Origin of the sequence: Pseudobutyrivibrio sp. AR14 (assembly GCF_900101325.1) — a bacterium.
In the GTDB taxonomy this organism is placed as follows: Bacteria; Bacillota; Clostridia; order Lachnospirales; family Lachnospiraceae; genus Pseudobutyrivibrio.
Window position 1 is genome coordinate 122,627 of sequence record NZ_FMUY01000001.1, and the last position, 16,201, is coordinate 138,827.

At 38.3% G+C, this 16,201-nt stretch carries 14 protein-coding genes; 12 read left to right on the top strand and 2 right to left on the bottom strand.

The genetic code is table 11. From position 1 onward, the window contains the following. Nucleotides 1-13 precede the first annotated feature (13 nt). The 4 genes from BLP50_RS00565 (at nucleotide 14) to BLP50_RS00580 (ending at nucleotide 6,264) form a co-directional block, all read left to right on the top strand. Nucleotides 14-1,024, top strand: a complete 1,011-nt coding sequence (locus BLP50_RS00565) for a GGGtGRT protein (RefSeq protein WP_090149357.1) — start codon at nucleotides 14-16, stop codon at nucleotides 1,022-1,024. Between the two features lie 259 nt (nucleotides 1,025-1,283). Then, nucleotides 1,284-3,143: a methyl-accepting chemotaxis protein gene (locus BLP50_RS00570; RefSeq protein WP_090149360.1), complete on the top strand. Its 1,860-nt coding sequence runs from the start codon at nucleotides 1,284-1,286 to the stop codon at nucleotides 3,141-3,143. A gap of 226 nt (nucleotides 3,144-3,369) precedes the next feature. Beyond that, nucleotides 3,370-5,163 (top strand): methyl-accepting chemotaxis protein, encoded by a 1,794-nt coding sequence (locus BLP50_RS00575; protein ID WP_090149363.1) that lies wholly within the window; start codon nucleotides 3,370-3,372, stop codon nucleotides 5,161-5,163. A 126-nt stretch (nucleotides 5,164-5,289) separates the two neighbouring features. Further along, on the top strand, nucleotides 5,290-6,264 hold the full coding sequence (locus BLP50_RS00580; protein ID WP_090149365.1) for an aldolase catalytic domain-containing protein: 975 nt from the start codon (nucleotides 5,290-5,292) through the stop codon (nucleotides 6,262-6,264). Here the strand turns inward: BLP50_RS00580 and BLP50_RS00585 are convergent. Then, nucleotides 6,261-7,424 (bottom strand): glycosyltransferase family protein, encoded by a 1,164-nt coding sequence (locus BLP50_RS00585; protein ID WP_176753647.1) that lies wholly within the window; start codon nucleotides 7,422-7,424, stop codon nucleotides 6,261-6,263. The two genes, BLP50_RS00580 and BLP50_RS00585, sit on opposite strands and share 4 nt — an antisense overlap. A 108-nt stretch (nucleotides 7,425-7,532) precedes the next feature. Here BLP50_RS00585 and BLP50_RS00590 point away from each other — a divergent pair, with 108 nt between their 5' ends. The 3 genes from BLP50_RS00590 to ilvC all read left to right on the top strand — a co-directional run bounded on the left by BLP50_RS00590 (nucleotide 7,533) and on the right by ilvC (nucleotide 9,955). Next, nucleotides 7,533-8,189 carry a 4'-phosphopantetheinyl transferase family protein gene (locus BLP50_RS00590; RefSeq protein WP_090149372.1) on the top strand — a complete coding sequence of 219 codons (657 nt, stop codon included), beginning with the start codon at nucleotides 7,533-7,535 and terminating at the stop codon, nucleotides 8,187-8,189. A 179-nt stretch (nucleotides 8,190-8,368) separates the two neighbouring features. After that, nucleotides 8,369-8,869 carry an acetolactate synthase small subunit gene (gene ilvN, locus BLP50_RS00595; protein WP_090149376.1) on the top strand — a complete coding sequence of 167 codons (501 nt, stop codon included), beginning with the start codon at nucleotides 8,369-8,371 and terminating at the stop codon, nucleotides 8,867-8,869. Between the two features lie 57 nt (nucleotides 8,870-8,926). Then, nucleotides 8,927-9,955: a ketol-acid reductoisomerase gene (ilvC, locus tag BLP50_RS00600; protein WP_090149379.1), complete on the top strand. Its 1,029-nt coding sequence runs from the start codon at nucleotides 8,927-8,929 to the stop codon at nucleotides 9,953-9,955. A gap of 128 nt (nucleotides 9,956-10,083) precedes the next feature. Here the strand turns inward: ilvC and BLP50_RS00605 are convergent, their stop codons facing one another. Further along, nucleotides 10,084-10,893, bottom strand: a complete 810-nt coding sequence (locus tag BLP50_RS00605; protein WP_090149382.1) for a hypothetical protein — start codon at nucleotides 10,891-10,893, stop codon at nucleotides 10,084-10,086. A 67-nt stretch (nucleotides 10,894-10,960) separates the two neighbouring features. Between BLP50_RS00605 and BLP50_RS00610 the strand changes: the two genes are divergently transcribed. The 5 genes from BLP50_RS00610 to mmsB all read left to right on the top strand — a co-directional run bounded on the left by BLP50_RS00610 (nucleotide 10,961) and on the right by mmsB (nucleotide 16,169). Then, entirely contained in the window at nucleotides 10,961-11,692 is a 732-nt protein-coding gene (locus tag BLP50_RS00610; RefSeq protein WP_090149385.1) for an AzlC family ABC transporter permease, read from the top strand. Further along, the gene (locus BLP50_RS00615; protein WP_090149388.1) at nucleotides 11,685-11,990 is read left to right on the top strand and encodes an AzlD domain-containing protein; all 306 of its coding nucleotides are present in this window, start codon (nucleotides 11,685-11,687) and stop codon (nucleotides 11,988-11,990) included. Before BLP50_RS00610 ends, BLP50_RS00615 begins: the two co-directional genes overlap by 8 nt. Before the next feature lie 238 nt (nucleotides 11,991-12,228). Next, nucleotides 12,229-13,368: a multiple monosaccharide ABC transporter substrate-binding protein gene (gene chvE / locus BLP50_RS00620; RefSeq protein ID WP_090149391.1), complete on the top strand. Its 1,140-nt coding sequence runs from the start codon at nucleotides 12,229-12,231 to the stop codon at nucleotides 13,366-13,368. Between the two features lie 82 nt (nucleotides 13,369-13,450). Then, a complete protein-coding gene (mmsA, locus tag BLP50_RS00625; RefSeq protein WP_090149394.1) occupies nucleotides 13,451-15,022 on the top strand; it encodes a multiple monosaccharide ABC transporter ATP-binding protein in 1,572 nt (523 codons plus the stop codon). Then, nucleotides 15,003-16,169, top strand: a complete 1,167-nt coding sequence (gene mmsB, locus BLP50_RS00630) for a multiple monosaccharide ABC transporter permease (protein WP_090149397.1) — start codon at nucleotides 15,003-15,005, stop codon at nucleotides 16,167-16,169. Before mmsA ends, mmsB begins: the two co-directional genes overlap by 20 nt. Nucleotides 16,170-16,201: the final 32 nt, after the last annotated feature.

Sequence of the window (16,201 nt, forward strand, 5' to 3'; positions counted from 1 at the left end):
AAGGAGAAATAAAATGGCTTTATTTGAATCATACGAAAGAAGAATTGATCAGATCAATGCAGTTCTTAATAAGTACGGTATCAGCTCAATCGAAGAAGCTGAGAAGATTACAAAGGACGCAGGTCTTGATGTATACGAGCAGGTAAAGAAGATTCAGCCTATCTGCTTTGAGAATGCTTGCTGGGCTTACACTGTAGGCGCTGCAATCGCAATTAAGAAGGGTTGCCGCAAGGCTGCTGATGCAGCTGCTGCAATCGGAGAGGGACTTCAGTCTTTCTGTATTCCAGGTTCTGTTGCTGATCACCGTAAGGTAGGTCTTGGACATGGTAACCTTGGTAAGATGCTCCTTGAGGAGGAGACAGAGTGCTTCTGCTTCCTCGCAGGTCACGAGTCATTCGCTGCAGCTGAGGGTGCTATCGGTATCGCTGAGAAGGCTAACAAGGTTCGCCAGAAGCCACTTCGCGTTATCCTTAACGGTCTTGGTAAGGACGCTGCACAGATTATTTCACGTATCAACGGTTTCACATTTGTTGAGACAAAGTACGATTATAAGGAAGCAAAGCTTAACATCGTTTCTGAGAAGGCATACTCAAATGGTCTTCGTGCAACAGTTAAGTGCTACGGCGCTGACGATGTTCAGGAAGGTGTTGCTATCATGCACCACGAGAACGTTGGTGTTTCTATCACAGGTAACTCTACAAACCCTACACGTTTCCAGCATCCAGTAGCTGGTACATACAAGAAGGAGTGCGTAGACCTTGGTAAGAAGTACTTCTCAGTTGCATCAGGTGGTGGTACAGGTCGTACACTTCACCCAGATAACATGGCAGCAGGTCCTGCTTCATACGGTATGACAGATACTCTTGGACGTATGCACTCAGATGCTCAGTTCGCTGGTTCATCTTCAGTTCCTGCACACGTTGAGATGATGGGTCTTATCGGTATGGGTAACAACCCAATGGTAGGTGCTACAGTTGCTGTAGCTGTATCAGTTGAGGAAGCTGCTACTGCTGGTAAGTTCTAAAAAAGAAATAGGAGGGGCCCAGCTTGCTGGGAGAGCCTGTTTCTCACACCGCGCCCTCATTGCCGGAGGCAATCCTGGATGGGCGACGGGTTCACGCTAAATAGTAATTAATCCCTTGGCTTTGGCCAAGGGATTTTTTTGTCAAAAAATGAAAAAATAAATGAATAATTTGTGATATAAAACATATTTGGGAAAACTGCGGTTATAATTAGATTTGCAGTAGATTATTGGACTTATTTCAAATGATGGGGGTAAAACAATGGCAAAGAAAGAAAAGAAAGAGGAATTCATTAACAAAATTGAGGGAAATCTTTCTGAGGAACAGAAGGAGAACATTAAGGCTGTTGCCAATGTTGTAAAGAAAAATAAGGGTAATTTCTTCCAGACAATATCATTTCAAAATGGTCTTATCTATGGATTGATAATAATTGCCTTTCTTATTTTTGCGTACATATGGTATTCAGGCATGACAAATGTTGTTTCAGTTGCTTCCGGTGGTAGTGTTGCTGAGACAGATCTTTTGTATGAAATGTCTGTATTGAAAACAGATGCCATCCACATGACTGCAGAAATAAATAGATATATGGGTTCTCTGGAGGGCGGACAATCTGCATCAGCAAGTGATTTTGCAATGTTTGATTCGTATAACAAGGAAATGTTAGAGAAGCTTGAGTACGTTGCCGGTAATGATATGCTAAAGCAGCAGTGTGCAACTGGTGTAGAAGATACAGCGGCATTAAATGATGCTGTAAAAGCCTACTCTGAATATGCAATACAGATGAGGGATAATATTATAGCTGGAGATATAATGGGAGCAGTTCAGTTAATAGGTGGTGATTATGGTGTTTCTATTGACACTATGAATGCAGCTTTGGCAAAGTGCGATGAAGATATTCTTTGGATGGGACATAATTTTGCTCCATACCTAGAAGCACAGAAGCAGCAGGCTATTGTTAGAGCATTTATAGTACTTGGTTTTGTTCTTGCATTTGTAGTTGTTGGATTCATAATCAGCTTTGTAAGAATTAATAAAGTAATCCTTAACATTTCTTATGAACTTCAAGCGTTTATTAATAATATAAACAAGGGTAAGGGCGATTTAACTACACGTATTAATACTAAAACAAAGACAGAGCTTGCTCTTGTTACTGATTGTATTAATCAATTTATAGCGACCTTGCAAGGAATCATTAAGGATGTAAAGGACGGATCTAATGTTTTAAGCAATTCATCTGATAGTGTAATGGCAAAGATTCAAAGTGCAAGTGACAATGTTACAAATACATCTGCAGCCATGGAAGAACTGGCAGCTTCTATGGAAAATGTTGCATCTACAACAGGTACACTAACAGATAATTTGGAGGCTGTAAGAGAAGCTACTAAGGCTATTGATGCTGAGGCAATTGAAGGAGCTGAGAAAGCAAATCAGATTAAGGATGAGGCTGATTTGATTAAGCGTGAAGCAAATAGCAAAAAGGAAAGCACCGGTGCTAAGATGGAAGAGCTTGCTAAGGTTCTTGAAGAGTCAGTTAAGGAATCAGAGCAAGTTAACCAGATTGGTGATTTGACAAATGAAATCCTTGATATTGCAAGCCAAACTAATTTGCTTGCCCTTAATGCTTCTATTGAGGCTGCAAGAGCTGGTGAGGCTGGTAAGGGCTTTGCAGTTGTTGCTGATGAAATTAGTTCACTTGCTGCTAATTCAAGAGATACTGCTGGAAATATTCAGGAGATTTCTTCTAGAGTTACAGCTGCTGTTAAAACACTTTCTGATAATGCTATTCAGGTCATTGACTTTATCAATGAAAACGTATTATCGGATTACGATTCATTCGTAGAAACAGGTGTTAAATATGAAAATACTGCAACAATGATTGATGAGATGCTGGTTAACTTTAGAGATAGAGCTGATAATCTTAATACTGTAATGAATGAGATGGCTACTCGTATTGAGACTATTTCTTCTTCAGTATCAGAAAGCTCTGATGCGATTAACCTATCTGCATCAGCTGCTACAGAAATCGTTGGCGAGATTCAGGGCATCAATAATGCTATGGATCAGAACAATGATGTTACAAAGCAATTAAATGCAAGCACCCAGAAATTTGAAATAGTATAAGATATAAATTTTTAAGGGCCCTTGGCAGATTAGCCAAGGGCTTTTTTTATACTAAAATCATAGTAGACAGGTGGCTCTTTTGTTATATTTTTATAAAATGCAAAAATTGGCAAGAAAAAATTAACAATTAATCTTTAATATCCGATTATAAAAGTGTACAATTTAATAACACTAAAGTGTATTGAATAAATTCTGTGGCAAAATCTATGAAAAGGAAGGGATAATAATGGGAAAAAGAGTATCTTCTAGAAGAAGTCGCAAAGGGGAGCAGAGTGGAAAATTTATTCAATCTATCGTTTTTCAAAACGTAGCAGTGTATTTAGTTATTTTAGCGGCATTTATTGCTTATGTTGTTATTTCACATTTTGCAATGAATAGCGTTAAGAGCCAGGCGCTTTTAGCTAGTGAAAATCAATTAAAATGTTCTACAGAGGCTTCTGCGTTAAAAGAGGATATTATCCACATTTCCGCAGAAATTAATAGGTATATGGGAAAGGCCCAGGCTGGAGCAGTTGTGATTCCTGCAGAGTTTCAGGAGTTTGACAAGTATATGGCCGATACAGAGGCTAGACTTGAGTATCTTGATACATGCCTCATTGTATCTAATATTGCTGATGGTCAGCAGATTATTGATGATTTAAGAGACAATGTTGCCGACTACAAAGCCAAGGCTGGCAGCCTTCAAAAGTTTTTATATAACCGTGAGATGAAGGAGGCTGTTGTTCTTTATTCTAACAACTACGCTTGGTCACTTGATGAGGTATACAAATCTCTGGAATTAGTTGATCAGGCTATTGTGGGTCTAAATGATGGATTTGCAGCTTATATGACTACATATATCAACCAGGCATCTGTACAGGGATATGTAGTTATGGGTGTGGTTGTCATTCTGATTATTCTTAGCTTTATTTTGACAAATCTTAGAGTAAATAAAGTAATTAGAGGTATGTCTTCTGAATTACAGACTATTGTAAATAATATCAATAATGGAACTGGAGATTTGACCTCACGTATTAACACTAAGACTAAGACTGAGCTTGCCATGGTTCGCAATAATATAAATCTTTTCATTGAGACTTTGCAGAATGTAATTAAGGATGTTAAGAGTGGCGCGGCTGTTCTTTCTACATCATCTGATAAGGTTATGGAGAAGATTAAGAGCACAAGTGACAATGTTACAAATACTTCCGCAGCTATGGAAGAGCTGGTGGCTTCAATGGAAAATGTTGCCAATTCTACAGTTGACTTAGAGGATAAGCTTAAGCTCGTTAGAGAGGCTACAGATGCTATTTACAGCGAATCACAAAATGGCGCTGAGAGAGCTGAGCTAATCAAGTCTGAGGCTGATACCATTAAAAAGGATGCAGCTGATAAAAAGGATAGCACAGGTGCCAAAATCGAAGAATTATCGAAGGTACTTGAGGCTTCTGTTAAGGAATCAGAGCAGGTTAATCAGATTAGCGATTTAACAAATGATATTCTTGATATTGCTAGTCAGACAAATTTACTTGCACTTAATGCATCGATTGAGGCTGCAAGAGCTGGTGAGGCAGGTAAGGGCTTTGCAGTAGTTGCTGATGAGATTAGTAAGCTTGCTGCTAATTCTAGAGAGGCTGCTGGTAATATCCAAGAGATTTCTGCTAGAGTTACAACAGCTGTTAAGGAACTTTCTGACAATGCTATTCAGGTTATCGATTTTATAAATGAAAACGTATTATCGGATTACGATTCATTTGTAGATACTGGAGCTAAGTTCGAAGATACTGCATCAGTGATTGACGAAATGCTTGGCTCATTTACAGACAAGGCTAACAAGCTTAACGAGGTAATGGATGCAATGTCAGTTAGAATTGAGGATATTGCTAATTCACTTCAGGAAAGCTCATATGCAATCAACATGTCTGCTACAGCTTCTACAACAATTGTTAGTGAGATTCAGGGCATTACAGATGCTATGGATCAAAACGGAATTGTTACAAAGCAGTTAAGTGAGAGCACAATGAAATTTGAAGTTGTTTAATAACCCATTTGCAGTGTTTCGTTTCCCCGGCCAGCTGGCTGGGGAAAATGAGCATTGACGAATGGGTTTTTTAGTCGTATAATCGCTTTAATGCTTTTAATCGCTAAAGTGAATGGAGGACATAAGATGAAAGAGGTTTCAAAGCTTCTCGAGGTACGAGAGAGCATACGTGTAGTTGATGCAACACTTAGAGATGGAGGTCTTGTTAATGACTTTTATTTTTCTGATGAGTTTGCAAAGGCTCTTTATTTAACTAATATCAAGGCAGGAGTCGACTACATGGAGATGGGTTACCGCGCTGATAAGGAACAGTTCGATGAGTCAAAATTTGGACCATGGAAGTTTTCATCTGATGAATATATTAGAAAAATTGTTGGTGATAACGACACAGATCTTAAGATTGCCATTATGGCAGATGTTGGAAGATGTAACTACAAGGAAGATATTCATCCAAAGGCAGAGAGTCCTGTTGATTTAATTCGTGTAGCTACTTATTTACACCAGCTTCCTGGTGCAGTAGAGATGATTGAAGATGCTGACAAAAAGGGATATGAGACTACATGTAATATCATGGCCATATCTACTTCTTCAAAAGAGGACATTAAGGCAGCTCTTGATATTGTATGCCAGACACCTATCTCATGTGTTTATATTGTAGATAGCTATGGTTCATTATATCCAGAGCAGATTGAGCGTATCGCAGATTTATACTGCAATGCAGCTGCAAAATACGGCAAAAAGGTTGGTATGCATGCTCACGACAATCAGAAGCTTGCATTTGCTAATACTATTGAGGCTTGCGGTGATAATGTAGATTTTCTTGATGCTACTTATAATTCTATGGGTCGTGGAGCAGGTAACTGCGCTATGGAGCTCCTTTTGGGCTTCCTTAAGAATCCAAAATATAAGGAGAGATATGCAATTAAATTTGTAGAGGACTATATGATGCCTCTTAAGGAGCAGGGCGTTGTATGGGGATACGATATGCAGTATCTTACAACAGGTCTTTTAAATCAGCACCCTAGAACTGCTATTGAATTTACTAAGCAGGCTAGAAAGGATTATTTCGCATTCTATCAGGAGATGCTTAATTTGGATTAATCCTTGTTAATAGCGCTTATTATTACATTTGCAATATTGGTCCAAGTATGCTTATGAGAGGAAATCTCATAGCCTGCTTGGGCTATTTTTTTTAGGTCCTCAAGATTCTTTAGAGAGCTGTTAACCTTATCAGTTACATCATTAATATTATCTAAATCAAAAAATAGAATGTTTTCATTATCTCTATATTCATTAAGAAGTAATGTGGTAGGGTCTGTAAGGCTAACTGCACCATTTAACTGGGCAGAAAATACTCTGTCGTGACTTCCGGCCTTGAATCCGGGCATTATATTGACTGATATTTTTGATTTCGCAAATACGGTAAATGTGAGATTGAACGGTATCTCTTTGTGAATCACTGCATTTTTTAGCTCTAATTCTTCCCATAAACCTCCAAAGAGATGTATTTTACTATTACATCTATCTAAAGCCTGCACTAGCTTCTTTCGATTAATACATCGTATATACGTATCGGCTAGATAGAATATCTGAGTGTGAAGAGGCTTGTCTGAATTGATATAGTCATAGAATTCATTTTCAGCCAATCTATCAACTGCATCTTCTATAGTAAGACTGTTGTCTACCTTCATCATATCAATCAGCTCATAGACATTATTGCTTATTAATTCTGGCATTTTGTTTATGGCAGTCTCTATTCTGGTAGGATCTGTGTAAGTGCCTGAAAAAATAATATCGTATGGACGAGTCTCATAATTATCCCAGGCGATTGAGTCCTGACCAAATGCTAGCTCACCTGTCATAGGAGTCACTGTTACGGATTTAATATGAGGATAGTACTTTTGAATATATTCTTTATGTCTTTCGTCCAAACAGACCACATGGAAATTCTTCAGCTTATTTTTCAATGTATCGTGATGGTACAGTGGGTGATCTAAAATTACATCGAAAAATGGTGCATCGATATGGTCGAGAAAGTACGAATCATCGTCCATAAGTGCTCGAGGTAAGTCTGAATTAAAATCAATTAAAAGGTCGTAGGATGTGCCGACGTATCTTTCTAAATCGTCAAGGGCGTCCTCGTCTATTTTAAAGTATTCTACACTATGACCTAGGGCGGTAAGAGCAGATCCTAGGGCATCACCAAAATAAAGATATGAATTATAACAAACAGTTTTCATTTCAAATATAAGTATTTTCATAACTTGCCTCTTAATAAGTGTGAAAAGTTTTTTAATTCTTCTTAATTTTACCATACTTATTTTTTATTGTGATATCATATTATTAGAGATAATCACGGGGGATGAATTATGATAAAGGCGGCAGCGTACAATTGTGAACCACTACAAAATCCTTTTATATTTGACGAAGTATACGACATGATTAGTCCGCAAAGAAGGGCTCATGTTGACGAGGCTAAAACACTTAAGGGGAAATGTGAGCGACTTGGAGCTGCGCATCTTCTTGAAAAATTACTCTGGGAAAATCATATCCAAAGACCTTATGTCTATTCCACCACATCCCAAGGAAAACCAATTTTTATACAGCCTAAAAATGTGGAGTTTAGTATTTCCCATTCTAATTTCTTTGCAGTTGCAGCTATTTCTGACAAGCCTGTTGGAATTGATGTAGAAAGAATTAGGCCTTATGATCCGGATTTGGTAAAAAGATTTTTTACTAAATATGATTTAGAATATTTAGAATCAGTAAAAAAGAATGAGTTAAATAAAAAATTTACTGAGGTATGGACCTTTAAGGAGGCCACTAGCAAGATGATGGATAGACCGCTTATGCAGATTCTTCAGTGGGTGGATTATAGTGAGTACTGCGATTGTGAGAAGGGTAAGATAGAATGGACTAAGCAAGGCTTTGAATTTAGAGATTTTTATATTACTCTTTGCTATGAGGATAACAGACAACCTATTCAAATGGGACTGTTTAATCCTTATGATGGAAAGTATTATTAAATATGTTTTGCGTAAGCTCTGTAGCTTTTGACAGCTGACAGAGCTTTTTTTATATTTGGATTATATTTGGGCTATATTTGGGTTGACATTGTATTTGTTTGTGATAGAATTTTTTTAATGATTTTATACTGTAAACCACTAAAGTGGAAAAATTTTTGTTGTTAGGAGTATATTTATTTATGGAGTCTAAGAAGGTTCTATCTATTCTTGTAGAGAACACACCAGGTCTTACAAGTCGCATTTCTGGCTTATTTTCACGCAGAGGTTACAACATCGATAGTTTTTCAGCGGGTGTTACAGCAGACCCTAGATACACTAGAGTTACTATAGTGACACATGGAGACGAGATGATTCTCGAGCAGATTGAAAAGCAGGTTTCAAAACTTACAGAGGTGGTTGATGTCAAGGTATTAGAGCATGGCATGTCTGTTAAGAGAGAACTTATGCTTGTTAAGATTTCGGCTACTAATATGGAGCGACAGGACGTTCTTACTATCGTAGAGATTTTCCATGGTAAGGTTGTAGATGTCACACATGATTCTATGATTCTTGAGGTTACAGGAAATCAGGATAAGCTTGAGGCGTTCTTAGATATGCTTGGAGCATACGATATTTTAGAGCTTGCACGTACAGGTCTTACAGGACTTAGCCGTGGTACAGATGATGTAGTTATTCTGTAGATTAGTTTCTTTAATATAGGTAAATATAATTTATATAATAAATAGGAGGATATTGAAATGTCACAGGAAGCAAAAATCTATTATCAGGAAGATTGCAATCTTTCATTATTGAAAGGTAAGACAATAGCTATTATTGGTTATGGTAGCCAGGGTCACGCACACGCACTCAACCTTAAGGAGAGTGGTTGCGATGTTATTATCGGACTTTATGAGGGTTCAAAGTCATGGGCTAAGGCAGAGAAGCAGGGCCTTACAGTTTACACAGCTGCAGAGGCTGCTAAGAAGGCTGATATCATCATGATTCTTATCAACGATGAGAAGCAGGCTGATATGTATAAGAAGGATATCGAGCCAAACCTTGAGGCTGGTAACATGCTTATGTTTGCTCACGGTTTCAATATTCACTTTGGTTGCATCAAGCCACCAGCTGATGTTGATGTTACTATGATCGCACCTAAGGGACCTGGTCACACAGTACGTTCTGAGTACCTTGCTGGCAAGGGTGTTCCTTGTCTTGTAGCTGTAGAGCAGGATGCTACAGGTAAGGCTCTTGAGCTTGCACTTGCATATGCACTTGGTATTGGTGGTGCTAGAGCTGGTGTTCTTGAGACTACATTCAGAACAGAGACAGAGACAGACCTCTTTGGTGAGCAGGCAGTGCTTTGCGGTGGTGTTTGTGCACTTATGCAGGCTGGTTTCGAGACTCTTGTTGAGGCTGGTTACGATCCAAGAAATGCATACTTTGAGTGTATCCACGAGATGAAGCTCATCGTTGACCTTATCTATCAGTCAGGTTTCGCAGGAATGAGATATTCTATCTCTAACACAGCTGAGTACGGTGATTACATCACAGGACCAAAGATCATCACAGAGGATACAAAGAAGGCTATGAAGCAGATTCTTTCAGATATCCAGGATGGTTCATTTGCTAAGGAATTCCTTCTTGATATGTCACCAGCTGGACGTCAGGTACACTTCTCAGCTATGAGAAAGCTTGCTGCTGAGCATCCATCAGAGAAGGTTGGCGAGGAAGTTCGTAAGCTTTACTCATGGAACAACGAAGAGGATAAGTTCATCAACAACTAAGAATAATAAATGAGCCACCTCGTTATGCTATTAAGCCTCAGATATTGCTTGGCAATATTATGAGCTTGATAGCTAGGGGTGGCTATTTTTGACTAAATATTTAAGATACTTATTCGTTTCATATTGATCTAGGCATCTCTAAAGTTTTTGTTTTTGAAAAACTTATATAGGTGAGATGATATTTTAATTTCCGTATATATGTCAGCATATTCTCTAGGGGTGTATTCGGTTATGAAATTAGTTGGGAATGATTTGGTCATTCCTCGAGCTTTACACAAGTCAACTGCTTTGTTGTATGCTACAGCTGCTGTGGCTTCTGTACTGTATCGTCCTACGATAAAGTCGCCGTTCAGATGTATTTTAGCAGTATATATTGGCTTGCCTCTTTTTATTTCTTTAAATACACCGTGATACTTGTTGATTATGATAATATTGGAGTAGCGATAATCAGTTTCGTCTCCATTGGCAAAAGAATAATCCTTGCCTTTTATGGCATAAGGCTTGATTCCATAGCGGCCTAATATGTTGTACTGCAAGCCGTAGTCACTTACAAACATGTGGCCTCCGCGATTTTGAATCTTATGGCTTGAATAATAGAATAAATCATCATTATCAAACTTTAGGACAGTGCCTGGAGTGAGATAATAGTTGAAATAGTTCTTTTGCAGATATATTGGATTTTTAATGTAAATTTGATTGTCTCTAAAATTAAGAAGGGTGATACCTTTTTCGAATTTTAGATATTTTATGGTTGATTGCAGATTAAGAATAGTTATTTTTGTATCTTTTAGAATCTTCCAAGCTTCTTTATATGCGAGGTTACATTCTTTTTCTGTGTCGAAGCTTCCTAGACTAATATGTTTTCCATTGTAGGTGATGTTGCATCGATAATAGACTTCACCATTTTTTCTTTTGGCAATGAATACTCCCGGTTTCATATTTGCCTCCCAAATAATTTATATATATGATTGTACACTTTTGTGAAGATGAAAGTATTAAAAAATTATGAAATCTTTTGAATCAAAATCTAATAAACAAGTTTTTATTGAGGGCATAAGAGATGGTTTTCCAATTGCTCTAGGTTATTTGGCGGTTGCTTTTTCTCTTGGAATTATAGCCAGAAAATCTAATTTTAATCCGATTCAGGGCTTTATCAATTCTGTCTTAAATCATGCCAGCGCTGGAGAGTATGCAGTATATACGGTAGTTGCTGCTGGTGCGGGTTATGTTGAGATGGCGATTATGACATTAGTTGTTAATGCAAGATATATGCTGATGTCTACAGCGCTAAGTCAGAAATTTAGTTCTAAAACTTCTATGTTACATAGGATTTTGGTCGGATTTACTGTGACTGATGAGCTGTTTGCTATTACCATCAAAAGACCGGGGCATATTAAGCCTTTGTATAACTATGCAGCTTTTTTAATTGCTGTTTTGGGATGGTCTTTTGGCACTGCCTTTGGAATTATAGCAGGAGAGCTGATGCCTATAAGATTGGTCAGTGCATTTTCAGTTGCTTTATACGGTATGTTTTTAGCTTGTATTATGCCTGAGGCTAGAAATCATCGGATAGTTACTGTGCTTATTATTATCAGTTTTATATTGAGCTTTATTGCTTCCAAAGCATCTATATTTTCAGGTATTTCAAGTGGTACTAAGACAATTATTCTTACAGTTGTGATTGCTTCAGTTGCAGCTATTATTTTTCCACATCCGGAGGTAGAAGACGATGACTAACACATATATTTACATATTAGTGGCGGGAATTGTTAGTACCATTGTAAGAGTGCTTCCTGTTACCTTATTTACAAAACCTATTAAAAGCAGATTTATAAGATCTTTTTTATACTATGTTCCTTATGTTACATTGGCAGTTATGACTTTTCCTGCCATTATTGATGCCACCCAGAACAAGATTTCTGCAATATTGGCTCTCGTATGTGGAACGGTAGCAGCCTGGTTTAATATGAGTCTTTTTAAAGTGGCTTGCATTTGTTGTGCTGTGGTTTTTATATCAGAATTGATTTTAGTTTAAGGAAAAATACATATAAAACTTTGAAAATCCCTAGGGTACTAAGTGAAAGTGCCTAGGGATTTTTTTATGTATAGATATTTTGCTGTAGTAGACCGTTGATAAATGTGTCCAAACTGTGTAGAATTTCTAAGAATGAAAATAGAATTTTATATTTTCTACAAAAAACTATGCTGATAGAATCATATCATAGTTAAAAGCAACAATGAGTTGCTTACAAATCTTTTAGGAGGAGAAGAAAATGAAAAAAAAGATTCTAAGTTTGATGCTCACAGCAGTATTGGCTATGGGGTTAGCTGTAGGATGTGGCCCTGCTGACAACGGACAGCCAGCAGATGGTACAGCTACAACAGCAGATGGCTCAGGTGATGCATCTACACCAGCTGCATCTACAGGAAAGAGAGTTGCAGTTGCAATGCCTACTCAGTCTTCTGAGAGATGGATTAACGATGGTAACAACATGAAAGAGAAGCTTGAAGCTTTAGGTTACGAAGTTGATCTTCAGTACGCAGAGGATGATGTACAGGCTCAGGTATCTCAGATCGAGAACATGATCGCATCTGGCGCTGATTGCTTAGTTATCGCAGCAGTTGATTCTTCAGCTCTTGTAAACGTTGAGCAGCAGGCTAAGGAAGCTGATATTCCTATCATCGCTTATGACCGTCTTCTTATGGACACAGACGCTGTAAGCTACTATGCAACATTCGATAACAAGGGTGTTGGTACAGCAATTGGTAAGTACATCGAGGAAGCTAAGGACTTAGCTAACACAGATGAGACTTATACAATCGAGTTCTTCATGGGTTCACCTGATGATAACAACGCTGTAATGCTTTACAACGGTCTTATGGAAGTTCTTCAGCCATACCTTGACAACGGTACATTAGTATGTAAGTCAGGTAGAACATCTTTCGAAGATACATGTATCTTAAGATGGTCTCAGGAGACAGCACAGCAGAACTGTGAGAACTACCTTACAGGTTTCTATGCTGATGAGAAGTTAGACATCTGTGCTACAGCTTTTGATGGTTTTGCTTATGGATGTAAGGCAGCTCTTGAGGGTGCTGGTTACACAGTAGGTAAGGATTGGCCACTTATCACAGGTCAGGATGCTGAGCTTATGGCTACAAAGAACATCATCGCTGGTTCTCAGACAATGTCAATCTACAAGGATACACGTCTCCTTGCTGACAAGTGCGTAACAATGGTTCAGGCAGTTCTTGAAGGCGCAGAGCCAGAAATCAATGATGAAGAGCAGTATGACAATGGTAAGCTTGTTGTTCCTTCATACCTTTGCACACCAGTTGCAGTAGATAAGGACAACTACAAGGAAATCATCGTTGATGGTGGTTACTACACAGAAGAGCAGCTTGCAGAGTAATTTTTAAAAGTTTATTAGAAAAGTAATTATAGTGGCGACTTAAGTCATTAAGTCGCCACAGTTTTTAAAGAAGGAGAATAAAATGTCAGATTACATCTTGGAAATGAAACATATCACAAAAGAGTTTTCTGGAGTTAAAGCCCTTGATGATGTTAATCTGCAAGTAAAAAAGGGAGAAATCCATGCTCTTTGTGGAGAGAATGGTGCTGGCAAGTCCACACTTATGAATGTTCTCTCAGGTGTTTATCCTTACGGAACATATGAAGGTGATGTTGAATACAATGGTGAAGTATGTAGATTCCATAATCTTAGAGATTCGGAACATAAAGGTATTGTAATCATTCACCAGGAGCTTGCTTTATCTCCACTTCTTTCAATCGCAGAAAATGTATTCTTAGGAAACGAACAGCTTTCCATGAAGGGCGTTATAGATTGGACTAAGACCAGACAAAGAGCTCAAGAGATGCTTGCAAAGGTTGGCCTTGAACATGAAAACGTAAATGCACCAGTTAATTCACTCGGTGTTGGAAAGCAGCAGTTAATAGAAATAGCAAAGGCAATGGCCAAGAAGGTAGAACTTCTTATCTTGGATGAGCCAACAGCGGCTTTGAATGATGAGGAATCTAAAAAGCTTCTTGATATTATGCTTGAGCTTAAGAGACAAGGTATTACATGTATTATCATTTCACATAAGTTAAATGAGATTAGTTATGTAGCAGATGCAGTTACTGTCATTCGTGATGGTAAGACAATTGAAACTCTCGTTAAGGGAGTTGATGATTTCTCTGAGGATAGAGTTATTAAGGCAATGGTTGGTCGTGAGCTTACTAACAGATATCCAGTGAGAGAGGGAGTTACTATAGGTGACACCATTTTTGAGGTTAAGAACTGGAATGTATTTCATCCAGACGATCCAGATCGTCAGGTTCTTAAAGACATTAACATCGAAGTTAAAGCAGGAGAGGTAGTTGGTCTTGCAGGACTTATGGGTGCTGGTCGTACAGAATTTGCCATGAGTGTATTTGGACACAGCTACGGACAGAAAATCTCTGGAACAGTTAAGATTAATGGCGAGGAAGTAACTATCCACAATGTAAAAGATGCCATTAACAACAAGCTTGCTTATGTTACTGAGGATAGAAAGACAAATGGTCTTAATTTGATAGGCGATATCAAAGAAAACATGACTATTGCGGCTCGTCCTAAATTCTTCTCTAAGAGAGGCGTAATTAACGGTAACGATGAGATTTTAGCTGCTGAAGAATATAGAAAAAGAATTAACGTAAAAGCCAATTCCATCAATCAGGTGGTAGGTTCTCTTTCAGGTGGTAACCAGCAAAAGGTTGTACTTGCTAAGTGGATGCTTACCCAGCCAGATGTGCTTATCCTTGATGAGCCAACTCGTGGTATTGATGTCGGTGCTAAATATGAGATTTATTGTGTCATTAATGAACTTGCAAAAGCAGGTAAAGCTGTAATCGTTATTTCTTCAGAAATGCCAGAAATAATTGGTACATGCGACAGAATCTACGTTATTAATGAAGGCGAAATTGCGGGAGAGCTTTCAAGCGCAGAAGTTTCTCAGGAGAAGATTATGCAGTGCGTAATGGCACACAATAGAAAGGATGATGGAAATGGAAAAGAAGAGAGTTAATTTAGACATGAAACAATACGGCATGTTCATTGCCCTTATTGTTATTTATTTAATATTTGCTGCACTTACAGGCGGTAAAAACCTTACACCAATGAATATTAACAACTTAGTTATGCAGAACGGCTACGTTGTTATCCTTGCTATCGGTATGTTGCTTTGCGTACTTACTGGTAACGTCGACCTTGGTGTCGGTTCTGTAGTTGCACTTTGTGGTGCATCTGCTGGTATTGTTATGATGGACTACAAGATGAATATGTGGGTTGCTATTATTGCAGCACTTGCTATTGGTCTTTTAGTTGGTATGTTTGCAGGATTCTTTATTGCTTACCTTAGCATCCCTCCATTCGTAGTTACCCTTGCTACAATGCTTATGGGCCGCGGTCTTACCTATACACTTTTGCAGGCACAGACTAAAGGTCCTCTTCCTGCAAACTACAACTTTATCGGTGCTGGTTTCCTCCCAACTTACAAAATCTTCTTTGGCGATGGAATCCTTGATTTAGTTTCAATTTTTGTTGCAATTATTGCTTCAGTAGCACTTGTTTGGACAGAGCTTAAGAGCATCAAGACAAAGAAGAAATACAACTTTGCACTTGCTCCTACATGGCAGACAGTATTAAAGCTTGGTATTGAACTTTTCATTATTTGGTTCTTCTTCTACAAGCTTGCAAGATACAATGGACTTCCATTTGTTCTTCTTATCATGGTAATTCTCATTGGTATCTATGCTTTCGTTACAACAAAGACAGTAGCAGGCCGTCAGATTTATGCTCTTGGTGGTAACAGAAAAGCTGCTAACCTTTCAGGTATTGATACAAACAAAGTATTCTTCTGGGTATACACAAACATGGGTGTACTTTCAGCTATTGCAGGTATTGTGCTTTCAGCAAGAAACGGTTCTTCAACACCAAAGGCTGGTGATGGTTTCGAAATGGATGCCATCGCATCATGCTACATCGGTGGTGCTGCCGTAGCTGGTGGTTCTGGTACAATCCTCGGAGCAGTAATCGGTGCCTTCGTAATGGGTATCCTTAACAACGGTATGTCACTTTTTGGATGGTCAACAGATATCCAGAAAATTGTTAAAGGTGCTGTTCTTCTCGGCGCTGTAACAGTGGACGTACTTTCTAAGAGAAAGAAAAATTAATTTGTGTTCCTAAAAGAGGCCGGGCAGGAGTT